The sequence below is a fragment of the Paenibacillus contaminans genome (assembly GCF_003285015.1).
Lineage (GTDB): Bacteria > Bacillota > Bacilli > Paenibacillales > NBRC-103111 > Paenibacillus_V > Paenibacillus_V contaminans.
Window position 1 is genome coordinate 81210 of the sequence record NZ_QMFB01000015.1, and the last position, 22413, is coordinate 103622.

The 22413-nt window shown below is 47.6% G+C and carries 19 protein-coding genes; 18 read left to right on the plus strand and 1 reads right to left on the minus strand.

From position 1 onward, the window contains the following. Positions 1-486 precede the first annotated feature (486 nt). The 14 genes from DQG23_RS23665 to DQG23_RS43805 all read left to right on the plus strand — a co-directional run bounded on the left by DQG23_RS23665 (position 487) and on the right by DQG23_RS43805 (position 19364). Complete coding sequence (locus tag DQG23_RS23665) at positions 487-4632, plus strand: S-layer homology domain-containing protein (protein WP_113033361.1); 4146 nt, start codon at positions 487-489, stop codon at positions 4630-4632. Between the two features lie 125 nt (positions 4633-4757). Next, positions 4758-5717: an acetylxylan esterase gene (locus DQG23_RS23670; protein ID WP_113033362.1), complete on the plus strand. Its 960-nt coding sequence runs from the start codon at positions 4758-4760 to the stop codon at positions 5715-5717. Between the two features lie 248 nt (positions 5718-5965). Further along, positions 5966-8332, plus strand: coding sequence for a helix-turn-helix domain-containing protein (locus DQG23_RS23675; protein WP_113033363.1), 2367 nt, complete (start codon positions 5966-5968; stop codon positions 8330-8332). 244 nt (positions 8333-8576) lie between these two features. Beyond that, positions 8577-10154, plus strand: a complete 1578-nt coding sequence (locus DQG23_RS23680) for an extracellular solute-binding protein (RefSeq protein ID WP_113033364.1) — start codon at positions 8577-8579, stop codon at positions 10152-10154. 108 nt (positions 10155-10262) lie between these two features. Next, positions 10263-11225: an ABC transporter permease gene (locus DQG23_RS23685; RefSeq protein ID WP_238178013.1), complete on the plus strand. Its 963-nt coding sequence runs from the start codon at positions 10263-10265 to the stop codon at positions 11223-11225. 12 nt (positions 11226-11237) lie between these two features. Further along, positions 11238-12131: a carbohydrate ABC transporter permease gene (locus tag DQG23_RS23690; RefSeq protein ID WP_113033365.1), complete on the plus strand. Its 894-nt coding sequence runs from the start codon at positions 11238-11240 to the stop codon at positions 12129-12131. A 56-nt stretch (positions 12132-12187) separates the two neighbouring features. Further along, positions 12188-13285 (plus strand): sialidase family protein, encoded by a 1098-nt coding sequence (locus DQG23_RS23695; protein ID WP_113033366.1) that lies wholly within the window; start codon positions 12188-12190, stop codon positions 13283-13285. Positions 13286-13322: 37 nt separating this feature from the next. Continuing rightward, positions 13323-14054 (plus strand): hypothetical protein, encoded by a 732-nt coding sequence (locus tag DQG23_RS23700; protein WP_113033367.1) that lies wholly within the window; start codon positions 13323-13325, stop codon positions 14052-14054. A 271-nt stretch (positions 14055-14325) separates the two neighbouring features. Then, a complete protein-coding gene (locus DQG23_RS23705) occupies positions 14326-14769 on the plus strand; it encodes an SMI1/KNR4 family protein (RefSeq protein WP_113033368.1) in 444 nt (147 codons plus the stop codon). 260 nt (positions 14770-15029) lie between these two features. Next, positions 15030-15656 carry an AraC family ligand binding domain-containing protein gene (locus DQG23_RS23710; protein WP_475112555.1) on the plus strand — a complete coding sequence of 209 codons (627 nt, stop codon included), beginning with the start codon at positions 15030-15032 and terminating at the stop codon, positions 15654-15656. Next, on the plus strand, positions 15581-16702 hold the full coding sequence (locus DQG23_RS23715) for an AraC family transcriptional regulator (RefSeq protein WP_158560664.1): 1122 nt from the start codon (positions 15581-15583) through the stop codon (positions 16700-16702). Before DQG23_RS23710 ends, DQG23_RS23715 begins: the two co-directional genes overlap by 76 nt. 128 nt (positions 16703-16830) lie before the next feature. After that, positions 16831-17775 (plus strand): ABC transporter substrate-binding protein, encoded by a 945-nt coding sequence (locus DQG23_RS23720; RefSeq protein WP_113033371.1) that lies wholly within the window; start codon positions 16831-16833, stop codon positions 17773-17775. Next, positions 17775-18578 carry a (2Fe-2S)-binding protein gene (locus DQG23_RS23725; RefSeq protein ID WP_146762365.1) on the plus strand — a complete coding sequence of 268 codons (804 nt, stop codon included), beginning with the start codon at positions 17775-17777 and terminating at the stop codon, positions 18576-18578. Before DQG23_RS23720 ends, DQG23_RS23725 begins: the two co-directional genes overlap by 1 nt. A 420-nt stretch (positions 18579-18998) precedes the next feature. Continuing rightward, positions 18999-19364 carry a pyrimidine dimer DNA glycosylase/endonuclease V gene (locus DQG23_RS43805; RefSeq protein ID WP_202865951.1) on the plus strand — a complete coding sequence of 122 codons (366 nt, stop codon included), beginning with the start codon at positions 18999-19001 and terminating at the stop codon, positions 19362-19364. A gap of 98 nt (positions 19365-19462) precedes the next feature. Here DQG23_RS43805 and DQG23_RS23735 read toward each other — a convergent pair whose 3' ends face one another. Continuing rightward, complete coding sequence (locus DQG23_RS23735; RefSeq protein WP_113033373.1) at positions 19463-20137, minus strand: YHYH domain-containing protein; 675 nt, start codon at positions 20135-20137, stop codon at positions 19463-19465. 193 nt (positions 20138-20330) lie between these two features. Between DQG23_RS23735 and DQG23_RS23740 the strand changes: the two genes are divergently transcribed. The 4 genes from DQG23_RS23740 to DQG23_RS23755 all read left to right on the plus strand — a co-directional run bounded on the left by DQG23_RS23740 (position 20331) and on the right by DQG23_RS23755 (position 22411). Next, complete coding sequence (locus DQG23_RS23740) at positions 20331-20720, plus strand: winged helix-turn-helix transcriptional regulator (RefSeq protein WP_238178014.1); 390 nt, start codon at positions 20331-20333, stop codon at positions 20718-20720. A gap of 51 nt (positions 20721-20771) precedes the next feature. Continuing rightward, positions 20772-20999: a hypothetical protein gene (locus DQG23_RS23745; protein ID WP_113033375.1), complete on the plus strand. Its 228-nt coding sequence runs from the start codon at positions 20772-20774 to the stop codon at positions 20997-20999. A gap of 17 nt (positions 21000-21016) precedes the next feature. Continuing rightward, positions 21017-21451 carry a hypothetical protein gene (locus DQG23_RS23750; RefSeq protein WP_238178003.1) on the plus strand — a complete coding sequence of 145 codons (435 nt, stop codon included), beginning with the start codon at positions 21017-21019 and terminating at the stop codon, positions 21449-21451. A 222-nt stretch (positions 21452-21673) separates the two neighbouring features. Continuing rightward, complete coding sequence (locus DQG23_RS23755; RefSeq protein ID WP_113033561.1) at positions 21674-22411, plus strand: tRNA(His) guanylyltransferase Thg1 family protein; 738 nt, start codon at positions 21674-21676, stop codon at positions 22409-22411. Positions 22412-22413 lie beyond the last annotated feature (2 nt).

A 22413-nucleotide genomic window follows, 5' to 3' on the forward strand; every position in this document is an offset into this window, starting at 1 on the left:
AATTTCAACTTAAATGATGGGATGAACGGCTAAATACGGAATTCTGTATGAAATTTCTAATCGAATGATCAGTGTTGCTCCTCCTAACATTCTACAGAGCGCGAGAAAACGGTCGACGTTAACGGAGTACCGGATGTTTTCGGGAAGGTTGGACACTTGTTATGACGCCGGCTGCTTCCCTGTCAAAATGCCGCAAAAAGCAAAAAGTAAAAATCGCAGCATTTCTTGGTATTTTTTGATCGCTTATGATCGGAGTGAAACCAAATTGGAAAAGAGCCGCGTTGTGACGGCGATAGGGGGAGTTGTATGGAGTAAACGAACATCGCTTTACTAGAGACGGTACGATCTCTATAGCCTCGTTTTATTGCTCGACTTGCATACCGCAAGCTCCAACTGGATGTACCAAACGGTGAACCATGAAATTGTCAACTTGGTAAGCGCTCTCAAAGCTTGTTGTACATAAAAAAATAAGCTGGAGGGAAATCGATGAATCGAAGGAAACTCGTAGCGGCAGCCATTCAACGGCTAGCTCGGAAAGACAGAAAGCCCGTTTTCAAAAGACTGAGTGCTATGCTGTTAATGTTAGTAGTGATTTTCACTGCGACAGCCCCATTTCAAAGCTATGCACAAGGGCAATCGGGATACGAGGGGCTGCAAGGCGACGTTAATCGGAAGGAAGCCGTACAAGCTTTGGAAAATGAAGTGATTCTTGAAGAAGACCCCGCTTCCATTGTCGGCGTTTGGCGGGGGTTGCTCAATGACAATCCGGATCCGGATGTCTGGTTTATTCAATTCAACGAAGATAAGACTTATAAATTCTGGGTTAGCGGTCCTAACGCTGCCGGTTCCGGTTACGGCAACTATGTCATGTCACCGGACAATGAACTGAGTTTCAATAATACCGTTGTTCTGAAATTTTATGGACAGTATAAAAGTTTTTATATTACCAAAAAGAAGGTTACTCTCGAGAATGACAGATGGAGCTTTGAAATCGAATCAAACGATCCAAAACCAATGAAGTTACCGGTTTTATTTTTCAGTGCCCGAGTCCCTTCGCTAGGCTTAATGTCCAACGATGATGGGGATAATGCCTTCCAATCGGGAGATCCCGAGGATTCGGTCAATCTTCTCAAGAAGCACATGACGGGCTTGGCGAATACTGGCGTGCAGAGCTTGCAGTACAATGTAGCGGCCGGCGTTCTCTATTATCCGACTTCAGTAGGATCCCGCTATGCATGGAAGCTCAGCGAAGCCAATCAAACGGCTATAGATTGCTACGATCCGCCAGCTTGGTACTTGAAATGTAAGGAAACTTTCGGGGAAGATCACTGCAGATATAATGATAGTTGGGTGCGCACCTGTTGGGCGCATAATGTTTTTTTGGAGGGCTATGACCCCGTGAGAATTGCCGGAGAAGCTTTCTTGGCTGCCGGTCAAGCGAGCGGCCAGGAGAAGCGCTTCTTTCTATCCTACCGGATCAGCGACGATCATTTTGCCCCTCTTCCGGATAAATACCCGCTTACGACTAAATTTTGGGAGGAGAATCAAAGCACCTTACGGATCGGGGCGTCCGGAGAACCGCCGATTCCCGCTTCTCTTTTTGCCAATGGCCTCGAAAATATGCTGAATTTCGAAAAAAAGCAGGTTCGAGACCAGGCGGTGGCGGAAATAAAAGAAGCCATGACTCGGTACAGCGACATCATCTCGGGTTTTGAAATCGATTTTACGCGTGCGCCGTACCTGTTCCCAAAAGATCGAGCCCAGGCCCAAGAGAATCTCGATGCCATGACCGGCATGATCGCGGAGGTTCGCAGATACATGAACCTGCTTCAAGTCAAAGAGGGCATTTCGCGTCCCTTGTATTTGATTGTTCGCGTTCCCCCGACACTTGCCAATGCAAAATGGGCGGGACTTGATGTACCAACCTGGATTTCGCAGCGCTTGGTCGATGTCGTCATTCCTTCGCATATTATGTCTTTGTCGCAAGAATTGAACATTGAAGAGTTCGTATCGCTAGCTTCCAAGTCAGGAACTGTCGTTTATGGAGGCGCGCCGTTGCGTACAAATTACGGATGGCGTTTGGATACCGCTTTTCCACAAAACACGTATCAGAAATCGTCCTATAATGCCATGCCATACCCGCCTGCCTTCTATGGGGCAGCCCTTAATTTTTATGAGGCCGGAGCCGAGGGTATTCAGCTTTACAACATGATGGCACCTAGCTGGGTCGATGAGGAATGGGTAAATCTGTTTGTAAAAAAACTTGCTCAACCAAAAGCTCAAGTGATCGAAGCGATCACCAACGCTGTGCATGAGTATTTTGTCACGCTCCCGACCTTGACCTCATGGGAAGGCTATCATGAGCCGGTTCAACAACTGCCGGTCTACATGGACGGCGGTTTGCAGCAGTTCCAGACTTTTGAGCTCAACGTTCAAACCGATCCGTCGACGCAGCAAAATCCGCCTGTAGTAAGAATTGGACTTTACCAGCAGTTGGATGACAGCAAACGGTTCAATCTCGCGATAAACGGCAATAGCAGCGTCGATCAGGAACCAGTCTCCAACTATCTTATAAAAACGAATAAAGTGAACGACGCTTCAAAAGTATCGGACAGAGCCGTAGTTACGCGTTCTGCGCCGGGCGCTTATTTACAGCTTGAGATTGATCCCAAGTTGCTCCATAAAGGTCTCAATCAGATCTCGATCAGTCTTGAAGAGCCGACTTCGATCCTGGATCTCCGGTTGGCCTTTCCGAATGCATGCGGTCCAGGTGAAAGCAAGTGGGATTCTCTATTAGTATGCCTTCCTGTCTCGGCGATACAATTGGAAGGAAAAGCACAGTTGACCGCAGGCGAAACCGACAATACGGTTGCGTATGCCGACTATACGGATGGAAGCCGGGTGAAGCTGACGGAAGGCGTCACTTTCGCAAGCAGCAATCCGTTAGTCGCCACGATCGACCTGACGGGAACGGTGAAGGCGCTGGCGGCAGGCACAACGGTTATTACGGCGAAGTATGGCGGAAAGACGGCGAAATTTGAGCTGACCATTAAAGCTGCGGATGTCGAACAGCCAGAGCAGCCGACATTAGAGCGCATTGAATTAACCGGTCTGGATTCGACCCTAACTGTCGGCGAAACGCTAAAAGCGGAAGTATACGCGTCTTATAGCGACAACAGCAAAGTGCTTGTAGCGGGAGGCATAACCTTCACAAGCAGCAATCCGTCGGTCGCTACGATCGACCCGGCGGGAACGGTGAAGGCGCTGACGGCAGGCACGACGGTTACTACGGCGACGTATGGCGGAAAGATAGCAGAATTTACGCTCGAGGTGCGTGCTTCCGGTAATAATGGTGGTACGCCGACTCCGGAGCCAACACCAACACCAACACCAACACCAACGCCAACATCAACGCCAACACCAACGCCAACACCAACACCAACGCCAACACCAACGCCAACGTCCCAGCCAACACAGCAACAACCGACCCCTAAACCGGCGCAGCCTGGGCAGGTTGAGGTATCGGTGAAAGAATTGAACCAGAAGGCAAGCGAAGGCAGCGTGATCTTTGAAACGGAAGATGCGTTTGAGCGCATTTCTCTTCCCGGCAACGCAGCCGAAATTTTGCAAGAAACGGCGGTACAAATTAATGCGGCGAACCTGTCTCTAACAATTCCGGCTTCTGTTCTTCGCCAGCTTGGCGCGTTGATACCTGCGGAACTGCAAGAGTCTGGGATGGTCGAGTTGGAAGCGATTCAAGTGAGCGGCGCTGTTGCCGATCAGTTGACCGCGAAGGCTGCACGCCAATCATCCGCTTCGATCACGCCGAAAGGCAACTTGCTTGAGTTTAAGTTATCGATTAAGACAAAGGACGGAAATACAGAGACGTTGTCCAGCTTTAACACGCCGATTCGCATTTCGCTGAAAGCTGCGGCCGACACTGACCGGACGATTGCCGGGATTTATTATGTGGCGGAAAACGGAGAGCTTGAATACGTCGGCGGAACATGGCAGGATACCGAGCTCACGGCCGAGATCGCTCATTTCAGCAAATATGGCATATTGGAATACGACAAGTCGTTCGCGGATCTGAATGCCGGTCACTGGGCGGCGGCAGCGGTTAGACAGTTGGCTGCCAAGCATTTGGTTGACGGTGTAAGCGACAGCGAGTTCGCTCCTGAACGCCATGTAACGAGAGCTGAATTTACCTCCATGCTCGTTGGCATGCTGGGATTGCAAGCCGGAGGCTCCACTCCGTATGCCGATGTGGCCGTTAGCAAGTGGTATGCACAAGCAATTGCCGCCGCTGCGAAAGCGGGGATCGTAAATGGCGTAGATGCCGCGCATTTTGCACCTGATGCAGAGATCAAGCGCCAGGAAATGGCGGCAATGATCGTACGGTCTTACGAATATGCGACAGGCACCAAGGTCAGCATAGGCCAATCGGAGCAAGCGTTCACCGATATGGAAGCTTCTCCGGAATGGGCCAAGCAGGCGGTAGAGGCTGCTTACAAGCTCGGTCTTGTCAATGGACGCCGGGAAGGACAATTCCAACCGGAACAGAAGACAACGCGCGCGGAAAGCGCGAAAGTCATTGTTGAACTTTTGACCGTCGTGACGGATCAGAAATAGGACGTAAATTCTGATGCGGAAACGCTCAAGGATTTGCCCAAGGAGCAGTTGGCGGGCAGGCCGTATCGCAAATGCGGCGCATCGACGTCCGGAAACCGTAATAGACAAAAGAGGGAGAACAGACAATGCCTTCGCTGGATATGACGATAGAGAAATTGCTTGCTTATGAAGGACGCAATCCGCGTCCGGCCGATTTTGATGACTATTGGGAGCGTGCGCTGACGGAAATGCGCGCGGTCGATCCGGCCGTCGAGCTGGTGCCAAGCTCGTTTCAGACGCCTTATGCAGAGTGCTTCGACTTACATTTCACCGGTGTTCGCGGCGCGCGGATTCATGCCAAATACGTGCGTCCGAAGCATGTCGAGGGACCGCATCCGGCCATTGTGCAGTTCCACGGCTATTATAGCAACTGCGGTGAATGGCTGGACAAGCTTGCTTACGCATCGCTCGGCTTCTCGGTCGTATCGATGGACGCGCGCGGACAAGGCGGCTCCTCGGAAGATACAGGCGGCGTGAAAGGAACGACGTTTAACGGACATATTATCCGTGGGCTTAATGATCATGAGGACAATTTGCTGTTCCGCCATATTTTCCTGGATACGGCGCAGCTTGCCGGCATCGTGATGAATTTGCACGAGGTCGACGAGAACCGAGTCGGTGCACTTGGCGGTTCGCAAGGAGGCGCCCTGACGATTGCATGCGCAGCGCTGGAGCCGCGGATCAAACGTCTCGCGCCCATGTACCCGTTCCTCTGCGACTACAAGCGCGTATGGGAGATGAACCAAGCGGCGAACGCGTATGCAGAGCTGAAAACGTTCTTCCGCTTCTTTGATCCGCAGCGCAAGCGCGAGGACGACATTTTCACGCGGCTCGGCTATATCGATCTGCAGTTTTTGGCGAACCGGATTCGCGGCGAAGTGCTGATGGGCGTAGGCCTGATGGACGCGGTATGCCCGCCTTCGACCCAGTTTGCGGCCTTCAACAAAATGACGGCGCCTAAATCGTACGAAATTTACCCGGACTTCGGCCATGAAGGGCTGCCGGGCTTCACGGAGAAGACGATCGAGTTCATGCTCGGCTTGTAAGCATCTACGCGAGGTATTATGCAACGATATTGATTAGGATGTCTGTAGTTCGATAAGAAGACTGGAATGTCTCAGGGCGTTATTCCGATGATAGGCGGTTATCATCGGAATAACGCCTGCGTCCGTTTGCCCGCGAAGGGAGAAAGTAAAAAAAATAGCATTCCTTAAAACTTCGCCGCATCGTATGATCGGAGTAACCGATTATACAAAAAGCCGCGCCGAGATCGAATGCGGTCAGGGGGGATTGCATGATAAAAAAAATACCGTTTGCGGGTAAAGGTACGAATTATTACTACAGGCTCGTCATGATCACGCTGCTCATTGCACTGCTTCCGGTTATGCTGCTCAGTTTTTTTTATTATCACAATACGATGAACACGCTAAAGCTCGAACTGCATAACGCCAACTCCAACTATTTGAATCAAACGGCGAATGCGATGGAAGTGGTTATTAATCAAATTACGAACAGTTTTCAGCAGTTCACTATGGAAAGCGCTCTCCAAACTTTTGAATCGTTCCCTAACGGCGGCTATTACGAAAGATTGAGCGGCCAGTTGAAGGAATCGGATTTGCCCGCATTAGACCGTTATCTGATCAGCAAAGCAAAGGTATGGAAAAATCTCGACATTATGAACGGCTCAAACGAGTATATCTTTTCCGTGCATTTGATCGACCGTTCCAAAGAAGTCATTTTGTCTTCTTTTCGTTCGCAGCAAGAGCTGCTTCCCATGCTGGATACGATCAGCGTGGCGGGCGACGCAAAAACGTATCCGTATTTCCGGGAGGTTCAACAGGTCTATCTGCAAGGCGAGGGTACGAAATTGATATTGCCTCTCATCTATGTAACGCCTAATCCGAACGAAACGAATATTGTAGTCGTGAATCTGGATGCGGAAAAAATTTATAAGAGTATCGTGCAAAAGCTGGATAACTCGGGAGAGAACCGGATATTCATTTTGGATCAAGAGCGAAAGCCGATCATTTACGACAATCGGAACGACTTGTATAAAGTTGTAAACGAATATTTCGCCGATAACGGCAACTCGTCCGATAGCCGAAAACCGGTCGTTCTTACCCGCGAAGGAAAGAAGCTGCTGATTACATCCAAATCTTCCGCCATGCTTGGATGGACGCTCGTTAGCGTTGTCGATATCGATCAATTGTACAGGAGTATTTCTCAGTTGAGAGGCTTGATTTTGACCGTATCCGTCATCGCCTCGTTGATCGTCGCGCTCATCGCGATGTTGACCAGCCGAAATATATACCGGCCGATTTCCCGTTTGGCCGCTTATATCCGCAAGCTCGATCCGACAGGCAAACCGGAATGGCCGACCGTTCGCGGCAATGAATTTTCCATGATTCAAAATAGCTTCGAGGCGTCTGTGGAAAACCAACACCGTTTGCAGCTAAGGTTAAAGGAAAGTTTGCCCGCTTATCGGGAGAAGTTTCTGGCTTCTCTGACGAAAACGCATAAGTTCAGCCGGGAAGAGCTTGAGGAGCGCATTCAGTTTTTGGGTATCGAGCTGGAACTGAACGATTTGCTGCTGCTGAATGTGTACTTCGAGCGTTCTCAAGGAAAGAATCGGGATTTCGAGACGCAAAATTTGGATCGGCTGCATCTCATCGATATTTGGCGGCATCGTCTGATCTCGTCGGGTACAGGGATCGTCATTGAAATGGAGGAGGATTTGCTGACCGTAATCGTCAATTGCCAAGCGGATCGGCTTCAGGAAATATTCACCTTGGCGGAGTGCGCGAGGGAAGACGCCAACCGGCAATTGGGCATTTCGTGCCTTGTCGGAATCGGCCGGCACTGCGCGGACATTCATGAATTGGGACAAGCGTTCGAGGAAGCCCGCGAAGCGGTGAGATGCCGGAACTTGGCGGGAACAGGAGCGGTTGTTTTTATCGGCGACGTGCTGCTGGAACGAATCAATGTTTTTCTATACCCGATTGAAAAAGAGACGATGCTGAACGATTTTATTAAAAACGGCGAGACGGAAAATGCTAAGCGGGTTTTCGCGGAGATGGCGGACGAAATAATCGAACATGAGCGCCGAATCCAATTCCATCAAGTGCAGAGGGTTTTCTTTCGTTTGCTGACCGGATTAATGGAAACGGCCAATCGTCTTCGTTTGGACCTGGAGACGATGCTGCAAGCCAAAAACAATTTATACCACCAATTGCTGCAAAAAAGGAATGTGCCGGAAATCGTCGGTTGGTTTGAGGAGTTGATCCACGTATTCGGCAGTTATGTTGAAACCGTTTACAAAACGAAGAACGATTTTTACATCGACGAAGTGATGAAGCTTGTCGAAAACAACTACGGGTCTCCGATTACGCTCACGTGGGTGGCCGAAGAAGTTCATTTGAATCCGTCCTATTTGAGCCGCATGTTCAAAGAGAAAACGGGGATCGGCTTTATGGAGTACGTCACATCGGTGCGCATCGAAAAAAGCAAGCGGCTGCTGCTGGAAACGGAGCTGCGATTGAACGACATTTGCGGCATGCTCGGCTACCAGAAGGTCAATTATTTTATCCGGATTTTTAAACAAGCGACGGGGATGACGCCGGGCGAATACAGGAAATCGTATACAGGGAATGAGAGCGTGTGAGCCGATTGTGCGAATTCGAAAGCTGGCAAGCATCGCCAGGAAAAGCCGGCTGCAGAAGTGGAGAATCAGGCAAGCAACGCATAGAAAAGCCTGGCTGCAGGAGGGGAAGCCTATCCGCCAATGCCCCTGTTTTGACTTTGCGCACAAAGTAAATATCCGGGCATTTTCGAGTGACGGAATGCCGTCATACGATTAGGGCGTCAGGTTGGCCAACTTGAAATTGCGATTAAAGGGAGGGCGAGCGATGAGTAGAAAGAACTGGATTTTATTTACGGGTACCGCGTTTTTGACAGCGACGCTGATGTCCGGGTGTTCGTCCGGAAACACCGGTGAATCCGGAGGGAAGGACAGTCCTTCTCCGGCTGCGACGAATGGAGGGAGCGAGAAGCCTGCGAATGCAAAGAAACCGGAAAAAGTATATATTTATGCAAATTCCGGTAATTTGACGCTGGCTGCGAACTTGAGCAAGCCGGAAGACCTGGAGATGGTCAAGCAGAAAGTTATCGATGAAATCGGGATCGAAATCGTTCCGGTTATTCCGCCGAAAGGACAGGAGGGCGAGAAGCTGAACCTGCTGCTGGCTTCCAACGAACCTGTCGATATTTTTGCCGGCGACATTTTGCCGTTCCAGCGCAGAGGGGCCATTCAGCCGCTAAACGAACTGCTTGACAAGTACGGTTCAGATGTCAGAAAGCTGTGGCCGAAAGAATGGGGCGACTCATGGAAAGCGTTGACAAGCAGCGACGGGAAAATTTGGGGAGTACCGTCTGTTCCGGCGCTGGCTACGAAGGCCGTGTTTGTGCGTTCCGATTGGCTGAAAAAGTTGAACCTGCCGATGCCGAAGACGATCGACGAATACGAGAATGTTTTGAAAGCGCTTAAAGAAAGCGATCCGGCCGGTTCCGGCCAAACGATCCCGATGATCACCAATCTTGTCGGGTTGAACCTGGCGCTGGCAGCAGGGTATATGGATGTCGGATACGGAAGCTTTCTTGACAAGGACGGCAAAGTCAAGCCTTCCGTACTGCACCCGGGATATAAGGAATTTGTGGCGCGAATGGCGGACTGGTACAAGAAAGGTTATATATACAAAGAAACTTTCGTGATGAATTACGAGCGCACGCGCGAGCTCATCAAGCAAAACCGGATCGGTTCCGCTGCCATTCATGCTTCGAACATCACCGGCGTCGAGTACGACCTTCAGAAAAATGTGCCCGAAGCCAAATATGAAACGGCCGGCGAGATGAAGGGGCCTGCCGGCAACGCTACGACGATGTCGGATATTTCCACCGGCGGATATATGATAAGCAAAAACGCGAAAAACCCGGAAGGTGCGATGAAGCTGCTCAATTGGGTGCATTCCGATCTGGAGAACTATTTGCTTCTGTTTTATGGAATCAAAGACCGAAACTGGAAATATGTCGACGAGAAAAATCACGTATTGGAAGCGATCAACAAAGACTACGTCGGCGAACTGCTCCTCGGCGATACGTTTGCGTATACCTTGAAGTATATGCTGAACGATCCGATCGGCAAACCGGAGATGGACTATCTGATGGAGTACAGCGGAGATACGAGCAGAGTGAAAAAAAGCGGCATCAGCGACGTTTCCTTTAAGTTCGATCAGGCCGAAATCGCCTCCAGTTTGCCGAACCGGGCGGATTTGCAGCGGATGATGGATGAGGAAGTTGTCAAATTCATCATTGGCGCAAGACCGATGTCCGAATACGACAAGTTTTTGCAGGGACTGAATGACGCCGGTCTTAGCAAGTGGATCGATGTCTATACGGATCAGTATAACAAGGCGAAAGCCGCATCCTGACATATCCAAAGTCAAAACAGACATCAGCTGACGGCGTCACGGTTATGCGTCTGTCCGGCGCTTCCATTCGTCGGACAGACTTCTTGAAGGGAGGAACAGGACTTGAAGATGCGGACGGGAAGAGCGGGCATGCCGTCATTCGGATTCGGTGCGAAGCTCGGAGGCTGGCGGGTTTTGATTAAAAAAAACAAGCTGTACTACCTGCTTCTTCTGCCCGGTGTCGTCTATTATCTGATTTTTCATTACATTCCGTTATACGGAATTATCGTAGCGTTCAAAGATGTTACCCCTTTCGACGGGATTGAAGGAATATTCAACAGCGAATGGGTCGGGCTGCGGCATTTTAAAGATTTTACAAATTCTTATTATTTCTGGAACATTATGCGCAACACCGTTTTGATCAGCTTTTACAAGCTTCTGTTCGGATTTCCGGCGCCGATTATTATGGCCTTGCTGTTGAATGAAGTGCGAGGGAAGTTATTTAAAAAGACGGTTCAGACGATTTCTTACTTGCCGCATTTTTTGTCGATGGTCATCGTTGCGGGTCTAGTCACGATCCTCTTGACGACCGACGGCGGACTCGTCAATGTTCTCCTTGGCAAACTGGGACTGGAGCCGATTTTTTTTCTCGGAGACAAACAATATTTTCGATCCGTTCTGGTGGTTTCTAGTATATGGAAGGAAGTAGGGTGGGGCTCGATTCTTTATTTGGCGGCCATTGCCGGCATCGATCCTCAGCTCTACGAAGCTGCCCGCGCGGATGGCGCCGGCCGGTTCAGGCAAATCTGGCATATTACATTGCCGGGTATGACGTTCATCATCGTGTTTATGTTCATTTTTTCGATAGGCGGCTTGCTGAATGCAGGGTTTGAACAAATTTTTCTGCTGTATTCGCCTCCCGTATACGAAGTCGCGGATATTATCGACACCTACGTATACCGAAGAGGGTTGATGGAAATGCAGTATTCGTTTGCCACTGCAGTAGGGTTGTTCAAGTCCGTCATCGCATTGGTGCTTATACTCGGGACCAACTATTTGGCGAAAAGGCTCAAGCAAGAAGGCATTTGGTAAAGGGGGAGGCGCATGAGAAAAAATCGCTTTTTTTCCAGCGATACCGTGTTTCAGACGGTGAACAACCTGCTTTTGGCGGCACTCTCCTTGACGTTCGTCTTGCCGTTCCTGGTTGTCCTGGTCACTTCGCTAGTCGGCGAAACGGAGCTGATTCGCCGGGGAAACTTCATTCTGATTCCGGAGCAGTTCGATTTTTCCGCGTATAAGCTGCTGTTAAGCAAAGATTCGCTTATTTATAACGCCTTTGGGGTAACGTTCCTCCGAGTGACGATCGGCACTTTTCTCAACCTTGTTTTTACGGCGATGACGGCGTACGGCTTGTCCCGCAAAAATCTTCCCGGACGCAGCATATTCGCGCTTATGGTGCTCATTACGATGTTTTTCGAAGGCGGCTTGATCCCGTCTTACCTGCTGATAAAAGGACTGCATCTGACCGATTCGTTCTGGGTGATGATTGTGCCGGGCCTGATCAGCACATGGAATATGCTCATCATGCGGAACTTTTTCTCGCAGCTGCCGGAAGGGCTGGAGGAATCGGCCATGATCGACGGGGCGTCGCCGTTCAAGATTTTAGTCCGGATTGTGTTTCCGCTCAGCTTGCCCACCTTTGCGACAATCGGCTTGTTTTATGCCGTAGGCCACTGGAACGCATGGTTTGACGCCGTTATTTATATCAACGATCTGAACATGCAGCCGCTCCAGGTTATTTTGCGAAGGATCATTATCTCGCTGTCCATGGAAGAGATCAACGTTTCGATGCTGGCGGTCTTGCGCGATCAACGCCCGCCTGCGCAGAGCGTAAAAGCGGCGGCGATCATCGTCACGACCGTACCGATTTTGTTCGTATATCCGTTCCTGCAAAAGCATTTCGCAAAAGGCGTGTTGATCGGTTCGATCAAGGGGTAGGCCGCGACTGGAGCGGGAATCAAAAGATCAGGGTTGAAAAAAAGGAGAGAGCAGCTGTGTCCACTGTTCAGCAAAAAGGAGAAATTGTGTTTGATTTGGGGCCCTCACGGGAAAATCCCCGAAACGGCGAAGGATCATTTCTCGGACTTTCGGATGGCCGCATTATGTTCGCTTACAGCAGCTTCGTCGGAGAAACGAACCGCGACACCGCATACGCCCGGATCGTAGTTCGGCATTCGCATGATAGCGGGAATACTTGGTCCGGGGAGCGGGTTATCGTGTCGCCCCAAGACCATGAGGCGTTGAACGTGATGAGCGTTTCGCTGCTACGTCTGGGTAACGGCGATATCGGGCTGTTTTATTTGGTCCGCAAAGGCTGGCATGATATGAGGCTGCATGTGAGGCGTTCGTCCGACGAGGGGGAGACGTGGGGCGAAGCGCTGTGCTGCGTGCCTGCTCCCGGCTATTACGTCACGAATAACGATCGGGTAATCAGGCTTTCTAACGGGCGATTGATATTTGCGGCGTCTTTCCACAAAATGTGGGGGCATAAAGTAACGTACAACGGCAGGGGAGTCGTCTGTTGTTTTCTGTCCGATGACGACGGGGATACATGGCGGGAGGCGAGAACGCCGTTGACCATGCCTGAACCGAGATCCACAACCGGCCTTCAGGAGCCTGGCGTTATCGAACGGAAGGACGGTACGCTCTGGTTATGGAGCCGGACGGATTTGGGACTTCAGTATGAGTCGTTTTCTCTGGATGGAGGAGAGACATGGACGAAGCCCTCGGCTTCTGAATTTACCTCGCCGGCTTCTCCGCTATCAATGAAACGGAATCCGTATGACGATCGTCTGCTTGCGGTATGGAATCCGGTTCCGAATTACCGGACACGCCCGTTTCTTCCGCGCTATGCTGGGCGTACGCCGCTGATCTGCGCGATAAGCAATGACGAAGGCAAGACATGGGGGCATGATTTTGCTGCGGAGCCCCTGGACGATATGACCGGATTTTGTTATGCGGCGATTCATTTTACGGCCGACAGCGTGCTGCTCGGCTACTACGGTCACGAGATAGGGGACGGCGAACATCGGGATCGGCTGCTCATACGCAAAGTGAATTGGAGCGAAATTGTACAGAACGGACAAGGATAAGCGGAGAAATTTTGCAAACAAATGGAGGATTATGGAAATGACAAAATACGCTTTACAGCCCATACACTACGGATTATCGTTTATCGCAGGCAAATGGTCAGGAAATTCGGTGCGCTTCTGGGTCGAATCGCGTTTGAGATTTATCGATGAACATGCGAATACGGTTGAAGATTATTACCAGTGCGGATCTTGCAAAAGCGAAAGCACGTTTGCCGAGAAGGATTTGTTCAACGAGGATAACTACGATTTCACGCCGATCTTCGGTCCGGAGAATGGCATTATTTACCGCCGCACGGCCGCTTTGAACGAAAATTACAAGTCGTGTCCGAAGTCGGAAGACATGTGGGGCGGGCAGCTTTATAAACTGAAGACGCCGGATTCATGCGTTTTGCTGGAGACGACCGAAGCGATACGGCGGGCGACTCATGACAATATCCCTCTGGTCGCGCAAACCGAGTTGGTAAATGCGGAACTAGGATTGCGAGCAATCATCGAGTATCCCGTGAAAACGATGAACATTCATGACGAACGTAACTTATATCAGGTTGACACGGGGCCGATCCTGCTTCCGGATTTGACGGCCAGGCAAGAACGCGTCGTTGACGCGATTAGCTTAGCTTATGTGGCATTCAATGTTTCGCATTTCGCCGATTTTGTCGTCGAGCAGCCGACCCCGATCGTTATCGATGAACAAGAACGGTGCCGGATTCATCATTACTCGGGCCCGATCAGTCTTTCCGCAACGAACAGGCTTTTCGCCGTGATTTAAAGATCGAAAAAATGATCGCAGCTCGCATAATAAGCATTGTAAAACCGTACGCTGACCGGAATAGTACCCGGTGAGTGTACGGTTTTTTACTCGGGGAGAAGGGAGAGGTAAGCGAGATCGATCGTATGCCGATCGGCGTTACTTTTCATTGAATTGAATGAGATTTGATTGTATGTCATGATAGAAATATTATTCCGAAACTATCGTTCCTACTTATTCAATGGGCTTAGAATGCTAGGGACATGAAATGTACAGAAAAGGCGGTGTTCGGATGAAGGAAGAGTTAATGAATAGGCTTCGAATTTTTTTGGGTAAAGAAGCAAATGCAAGCCTTGTCGGCGTGCCCGCCAGCGACGAACAAATTGCCGAAGCGGAGCTTCGCCTTAATGTGAAATTCGATAAAGATTATATCCAATTCATTCAAGCATTCGGCGGGGCTTACGCAGGAGTGCCTGTGCACGCGTTTACGAACGGCTCCGTTATAGGTAATGAAACGGTTGTTGAATTGACGCAAGCGTTCCGAAAAGACTTCGAGCAATCCGAAGCGGGGGAACTGCTCCAAAACGGCTACGTTATTTCTATGGACGGATCCGGCGATCCTATCATCATCAGTGCAGAAGGGGAGGTTCTCATTTGCTACCATGATTTGGGCGAGTCCAAAGTTATAGCAGGCTCGTTCGCCGAACTTATCGAAGAAAACTTCTTTGAATGGTAGTGGAAGGGTGACATGATGAAACATATCGTGACGATATGGGGAGCAAATTTCTCCTTTGAAGAAGGTTTTGGGGCGTTAGTCGAGTGCGGCTACGAATGATGACGTCCTTTATGGCAATGATTCGCCATACGTAGCAGTGAACGAGGTTTTGAAATATATAGAATTGGCAGATTGGTGTAAGGCGAGTAATTAATCGATCGGATGGCTATAAAATGATAAATAAGATTGTCAATAAAATCGAATTTGCTTCACTCGAAGGCATGTGCTTCAAGCTTCGGGAAATTGAACATATCAAGAACAATACGAAAGAATGGAAATTATCGCTTCAGTTTATCGAGTCGCATATGATCATTGTCGCGGCAAGCGGCCAAGGCTGGCTTACGCTTGACGGGCGATTTGTCGAACTGAGGCAAGGCGGCGTTTATTTTTGTTCGCCAGGTCAACTGATCGAAGCCGCCGTGCACTCGTTTGACGAACGCGGATTTTATCATATACGATTCGATGCTATTGAGGATGACGAATCGTCAGTCAGGCATATGCAGCTCGTTAAGCAAGACAGCCGATTCCCGGTCACCGGAGAAGTCATCTTATCCTCTCCGGTTTCCATTAGCATATTGTGCGAAACGATCTGCCGAAATGTGGAGGACGAGAACCCGCTTCAGCGATTCCGCAGTCAAATTGATTTTCAAGAAATGCTGTATACCGTCATGCAGGATGCTCGCCTTGTGCACGAAAACGATTCGGAAGAGGTGCTTGGCTATGCGAAAGCATATATCGAACAGCATTATNCGTCATGCAGGATGCTCGCCTTGTGCACGAAAACGATTCGGAAGAGGTGCTTGGCTATGCGAAAGCATATATCGAACAGCATTATCAGGAAGATTTGACGATCGAACAGTTGGCCAAGGTAGCGGGGATCAGTCCCCGCCATTTCATGAGGCTATTCAAAAAAAGGTACGGCTACAGCGCGATCGACTATTTGGCCGTTTACCGGATTGAGCGGGCACAGCAGCTTATGAGAACGGGAGGACATTATCGTCTCCGGGATATAGCCCGGCATGTAGGATACCATGACGATATGTATTTCAGGCGAAAATTCAAACAGATATCGGGCATTCCGCCAGCGGCGTTTATTAAGAACAGCAGGCAAAAAATCGTCGCGTACCATTCCTCCAATATCGGACAACTGCTTGCGCTTCAAGTTACCCCATGCGCTGCGCCGGCCGACCATCCCTGGACCGATTACTATCAAAGAAAATATAAAACGGATTTCGTGCTGCCGTTAAGTTCGGATGAAGAGATAAAGAGGGAGGAGCTGCGGCTTGCCGCTCCCGATTTCATTATCGGTATCGATCTCTTCGTATCAGCCGAGGAAAAGGAAAGCCTTGGTAAAATTGCACCCGCCTTTTTTGTGCCTTGGATGGAGAGCGATTGGCGCAAACATTTGAGCGCAATTGCCCGGTTTCTGGGCAGAACGGCAGTTGCCGAAGCTTGGCTTGATCATTACAAACGAAAAGCCCGCTTCGTAAGCGAACAAATCAAATATGCAATCAAGGACGATAGTCTGCTTATTTTGAGAATCAGCGAAGGCCGGATCAACATCTTGGACAGCAGAAGTATCGGAACGGTTTTTTACGATGATTTGCAAGTGGTGCCCGCGCGCGGCGTCAATGACATGTCGGCCGAGAAGCGGATATCGCCTGCTCAGCTTACGGAATTTGATGCGGATCGGCTATTGCTAATCGTGGACGAGGATGCTCAGTCGAAATCGAGCTGGAAATCACTCGCAGATTCTAAGTTATGGAATAATCTGAAAGCGGTCCGGAACGGCATGGTAGCATTTCTTCCCTCGTATCCGTGGGTTGATTATACCGCCTTTACGAATGAGCTCTTATTGGATGAAGCGTTGAAGCTTTGGCGGAATCGTACATAAGAAAAATGTCCTTATCGTCAATATACCGCAATCAAAAATTCGTCTATACTCCTTTATGTGATAATGATTATCAGTATTATTGAAGAGGGTGTCATTATTAATTAGAATTCCAGGAGGAGTATCGGAGAATGAAGCGATATTTGATTTCGGGCTTCGTATTCATGTTGGTTTTAGTGTTAAGCACTGCCTGTTCGACCGTGAACAAAAAATCGGACAACCCCGATCAACAACGTGTAATCAAGAGCGTAAAAGGAGACATCACGATTCCGGCCGAACCGAAGCGGGTCATTGGACTTTCTGTCGTGTATCCCGAGTTTTTATATGCGCTTGGTGTAACGCCGATTGCCGTACAAAACTATCATCAGGAGTTCCCATCGTATTTAAAGGAGCCTTTTAAAAATACGCAGAAATTGGGAATCGGAGAAACGCCTAATTTTGAAGCCATACTGGCAGCAGAGCCGGATTTAATCATTGCTCCCGTATGGTGGTCCGAAAAGGACTATGACCGGCTTGCTAAAATCGCTCCCACCGTGCTTTTGCCTCAGAGAGATAATTGGCATGATGAATTGCGGGATATCGGCGAGGTTCTCGGCAAGAAAGATCAGGTTGAAACAATCATTCAAAACTTGAAAACCAAAGAATCCGAAGCTAAAGAGAAACTCCGCACCCTAGTTGGAGACGAGACGGTTATGTATATGATGATTATGGCGAAGGAACTTGTGATTTACGGAGAAAATATCGATCGTGGCAGCTTCATCCATAAGCAGTTAGGCTTGAAGCCTGTTAAAAATTTTCCGCAGAGTGAGCTCAGCCTTTCGATCTCATTAGAAAAAATACCTGAATATAATCCCGACCATATCATCCTGCAGCTTGATGACGAGTCCAGTGAAGAAATACAAAAGCGGTATAAGGAACTGCTGAATAGCACGCTATGGAAAAATATGACGGCAGTAAAGAAAAATCAGGTTTATATCATGGGAGGTAAGGAATGGTTTAGTCTGGGGATGTCCCCGTTAGCGGACAGCAACGCCATAGATGAAGTCGTTCAAGCTTTTGAGAAAAAGCAAAAGTAATGGGAGGGCTTGAAGTGGGCACGATTAACTTTCGACGATTGGAAGAGGAGTTTTTCCTGACTTTGGATGAGCCCGAAAACATCGTGCTTCCCATGCCGGCAACCGACCTTTTACAAGCAGAAAATATGATGCATTTAATCGATACGTACGGTCCGCTTATCCAAACAAAGGAGCGGCAGGTTGCTGCCGCCTTTTTCGCCAGTTGGTTTGCGGGAGTATGCGGGGCAATACAGGATACGTTGTACCGGGGCGATGAGGCGATGCTGGATTTATCGTTATCGAATTTATCCGTTCGGCTATATGCTGATGAACGCTATCCTTTGTTTTCATTTAAGATTAATGAACTGAGGGTTATCGAAATTCCGACAGTGGATCGCGAGACATGGTGCAAGCGTTCGATCGAAACATTTTACAGGAACAACGTAACACCATTGATAGAGATGTTATCCAGTCTGGGACAAATGAGCGTCCTGCCTTTGTGGGGACAGATTGTCAATTTGTTGCATGCTCAAATGGATGCAGAGATGGCTAAAGCGCAAGATGAGAAAAGCAGGAAAAACATCGATTATCATTATAAACTGCTTTCCCGAGGTGTCGATGCCGGGGTGTTCGGGCTTCGCAGAAATCCTTTTGATCGTGAAATAAAGTTCATCGAGCACCCCGCTAACCCAGATCGAAAAATACCGGTAAAAACCGTCTGCTGCCTTGCTTATCGTTTGGAAGCGAATTTCGGTTACTGCTATGTTTGCCCGCGAGTAAAAGAAGGGGATCGGGCGTTGATGAGAGCGAATGACAATTGTTGAGCTATGTTTGGAAAAGCCGGACTCAACATGCAACCTGACAAGGGTTGCTTTTTTTTGTGTAGAATGTCGATAGGATGTATCTTATATAGGGGGCGTACTCCTCAAATAAACCCGTTTTCGAAAATTATTATAGGTTCGGCAAGTGGAATACAGATTAGTGTTTTTTAGTTTAACGTTTTTGGTGTATGCTTGAGATAGAAATTTAAGGAAAATACTTGAATCCGGCAGGAACCATAGAGATTGATTTGGGGTGTGCAGTATTCGTTTTGTTTGGGGCAATATTGCGATGGTGAGTATATTTTCTTTTGTTATCAACGGTCCGGAAATAAAACGTAAACGGAGATAGCCCGTAGAGATAAAAGAGTAAATTGAAAACGGAAGGTTCAATTTGAGCTTTCGGAATAAGGAGTATGCGCAAACATGCGTTTATGGCATCAAGAACTCATTCCCTATTTACCTAGCGTGAAGGATTATAAGGGTTGTTCGAATCAGCTCGGAGGGCAGCATACGGAAATTCGGATGATCTTCGGTTCGATTAACCGCCATGGGAAAGTCAATCATTCCGTGGTGAACTACGTTAACGATTATCCATTAAGCTACTTGCGGGGATACGGACTGCTTATTATTGATGAAATGAAGAAACGAGGATTTCAAACGAGCGAAAGTATCGAACAGGAATACAAAAACGATCCTTACGCTTGGGAACTTTTAACCGGGCTGTCGAAGGCAAGATTATATACCCGGAACATGACGGCAAGTATTTGCAGGAGTGTTTGGATAATTTGAGGAATAAAGGCATTATCGTTACTATGAATAATCAAAATAACTAAAATAAGGGCTATATCAATGGGTATTGTTACAACCCCGCATTTGTAATTAGCAGATCATTTAGATATATAAAAGGAATTGTTTTCAAATTTTGTTGTTAAACCGAGCTCTTCAACAGCAAATTTCCATGTCATCGGGAAATAAGTGATGTCGTTGAGAACGAGTATGGGATATGGTTCGGAAGAGTTATCTAGCCAAACATCGTTGACATAAACATTAAAATCGGGCATTTTCGCATACAATTTCGGGTCCGGGGAGCCGCTATCCGTTTCGAGTTTCGCAGCTTTATTGTCCGTTTTTCTGATGACGAAGCCGATTTCCGTATCCCACTTTATTTCTAATGCTAGAGCTTGCGTGTAGTACCATGTCATTGGAAAATACGTGATATCTTTATAGACGAATAAAGGATATTTGGATGTTGAGTTAGAAATTAGTTGGTCATTAACAAAAACTTGAAATGTCGGTAGACTAACTTTCAACGATCCTTCCGGAATGACTTCTTTTGGCGAAGAACTTGAAGATGAAGAGCTTGAAGAAGAACTAGAGCTCCCGGAAGAACTGCTGCCGCCGTTATGATAATGGTATTCGCCGTATTCTAATCCCCATTTGGCACAATTGGTCCGACAAGTATGTCCGCCATTTTTATCCGTTCTGCCGGGATGAGCGGTTGCTATCGAAGTAAAAGGTAAGCTGAGTAGAGCAAGTGTAAGTATCGTTTTCTTAAATTTCACCGTTATTACCCTCCTGTAATTTCCAAATTGCCTACTAGATAGTAACATGGAATGGTAGATGCTACAATACCATATATGTAATAATTTAGTTGAAAGGTAGCGGGAGAGTTCGTATTACATTGCTGGAGAACGTAGAATGTAACAAAGCTTAACGAATAAAACATTTCATTGATTGGGGTCAGACAAATTGGGCATGGATATACTTTTTATACAAAGCAATATTTCTTCTTTAGTAAAGCAGTACAGAGATATTTATGAATGGCTTCTTTCAAAACAAGACGAAAACGGAGTGAGCAAAACCGCTCCTACAGATATCGCTTCTAATCTTGGGCTCTCGGAAACAACCGTTTCAAAACGAGTTAGAAAATTAACCGAATTAGGCTTAATCGAACGAATTGACAATACCGGTTACTCGATATTATTTGCTGATTTTACTTTCACTCCATTGAGCAGAATTGAAGATTTACTGAGCGTGATCGAAGCGATGCCTCATTTGAGCTATACCGAGCAGGCAGAAAAGCTTGATATTTCCATGCAGGAGCTAGAGGCCATATATGGGTACATGGTATACATAACGGGATAATCCTGGCATTGTACATGGAGTTTGGAGAATAACGATCTGGAGGCTGAAGAAATGAAGTTTTCTTGCGTAGAGCTGCACAATAAAAGAAATCATTTCGAAGTCGATGAATCCGAAATCGATTTTGTTAAATACGAAGTATATAATGGCAGATCCAAAGAAAGAATCTTGCATTTGAAGAGCGGCATGAAATGTAAGCTGACCATTTCCAAAGAGGATATTGAACAGGAAGGACTATTTGAAGCGAAAAAAGCTTACTTGGATAAACTTGTACGAAGTTAAACGAATATCATTTCTCGTTGACTGGTAATGCAGCTGTTATTAATGATGATGCTTTATCTATCAAAAGCACGGAAGGGAGTAATCCGCTATTGGCTGTAAGTAAACAATACAAAAGAAAATTTGTATATCAGGATATCGTTTTTTACTGGTACGTTAACCCAGATTACGATGACGAAGGTAAGATCAATGTTCATATCCTTTCAAATGACAAGAAGTTTATTGTAGCTTATGAAATTGGACAGGCTAGCATACATAAGAAAAATCCATTTCTTGTTGTAATGGGAAATGAGTTTATAGGATACAGTGAAAAAAGAACCGGTTATTTCAGAGTACGGACGCCGATCTGGCATGACGCAGTTGCTACACCATCATTTGTGAAAACTATAATCGAATGGTGTTTTTCAGACAAAAAGGAAATTGTTTTGGTCAACTGGATGGGAGAGTTAGTTTAGTCTTCTCATGTTTAAGGAGGGTATACAACCATTGATTACTTGTCCAAAATGTAGAAGAAAAACGGAGCTGCAAAAAGAGCATTGCTCCCAATGCGGCGAAATCCTCGAGTTTTCTGTCGAAGAGAAATTCGATATATTGGCTGAATCGGTTGAGACGGTTCTTAAGAAAGAAATGGCGTTAAGAAGGTTAAAGAGGAAGCATGAATGAGAGAAGTGATGAAAATGAAAAAAGACGATTTCGGAAATAGAATGAAAGCATACGAGCATTCATTTAGACAGGTGCTTCCGCAAAGACTTCCGGTAATAATCCGGATTGACGGTTGTCATTTTCACACGTTTACGCGCGGCATGGAGAAACCGTTTGATGAAGCCTTAACGAAATCGTTATGGGAGACATGCAAATACTTAGCCGAAAATATTATGGGCTGCAAGCTTGTGTATCATCAGAGCGATGAGATTTCAATTTTGCTTACCAATTACGATAAGTTGACTACTCAATCCTGGTTCGATAACAATCTCCAAAAAATCGTCTCCGTGTCTGCTTCAATGGCTACGGCGAAGTTCAACGAGCTCATGAAAGAGCATTATAGGGATAAGCCGCTTGCAACCTTCGACAGCAGAGCATGGGTGTTGCCTCATGACGAAGTGACGAACTATTTCCTTTGGAGGCAGCAAGACGCCACTAAAAACAGCATTTCAATGGTCGCGCAAGCCAATTTTCCTCATGAGCAGCTTCAAGGTCTGGATGGGAAGAAGCTTCAGGATAAATTGTTCTTAGAGAAAGGAATCAATTGGAACGATCTTCCTGTATGGCAAAAACGCGGGGTTTGTATTACAAAACAGCATTTTATGAAGGGTGAAGCAACCCGAAGCAAATGGGACGTTGATTTTGAAACGCCGATTTTCAGTCAAAATCGCGAATACATCAATCAATATGTATATCTGGCTGAGGATGAGTAATT

Coding starts and splice junctions, on each gene's coding strand:
- DQG23_RS23740 (WP_238178014.1), top strand. CDS start 20,331: ATGGATATACTTTTTATACAAAGCAATATTTCTTCTTTAGTAAAGCAG.
- DQG23_RS23700 (WP_113033367.1), top strand. CDS start 13,323: ATGACAAAATACGCTTTACAGCCCATACACTACGGATTATCGTTTATC.
- DQG23_RS23705 (WP_113033368.1), top strand. CDS start 14,326: ATGAAGGAAGAGTTAATGAATAGGCTTCGAATTTTTTTGGGTAAAGAA.
- DQG23_RS23690 (WP_113033365.1), top strand. CDS start 11,238: ATGAGAAAAAATCGCTTTTTTTCCAGCGATACCGTGTTTCAGACGGTG.
- DQG23_RS23725 (WP_146762365.1), top strand. CDS start 17,775: ATGGGAGGGCTTGAAGTGGGCACGATTAACTTTCGACGATTGGAAGAG.
- DQG23_RS23685 (WP_238178013.1), top strand. CDS start 10,263: ATGCGGACGGGAAGAGCGGGCATGCCGTCATTCGGATTCGGTGCGAAG.
- DQG23_RS43805 (WP_202865951.1), top strand. CDS start 18,999: ATGCGTTTATGGCATCAAGAACTCATTCCCTATTTACCTAGCGTGAAG.
- DQG23_RS23745 (WP_113033375.1), top strand. CDS start 20,772: ATGAAGTTTTCTTGCGTAGAGCTGCACAATAAAAGAAATCATTTCGAA.
- DQG23_RS23755 (WP_113033561.1), top strand. CDS start 21,674: ATGAAAAAAGACGATTTCGGAAATAGAATGAAAGCATACGAGCATTCA.
- DQG23_RS23720 (WP_113033371.1), top strand. CDS start 16,831: ATGAAGCGATATTTGATTTCGGGCTTCGTATTCATGTTGGTTTTAGTG.
- DQG23_RS23675 (WP_113033363.1), top strand. CDS start 5,966: ATGATAAAAAAAATACCGTTTGCGGGTAAAGGTACGAATTATTACTAC.
- DQG23_RS23680 (WP_113033364.1), top strand. CDS start 8,577: ATGAGTAGAAAGAACTGGATTTTATTTACGGGTACCGCGTTTTTGACA.
- DQG23_RS23665 (WP_113033361.1), top strand. CDS start 487: ATGAATCGAAGGAAACTCGTAGCGGCAGCCATTCAACGGCTAGCTCGG.
- DQG23_RS23670 (WP_113033362.1), top strand. CDS start 4,758: ATGCCTTCGCTGGATATGACGATAGAGAAATTGCTTGCTTATGAAGGA.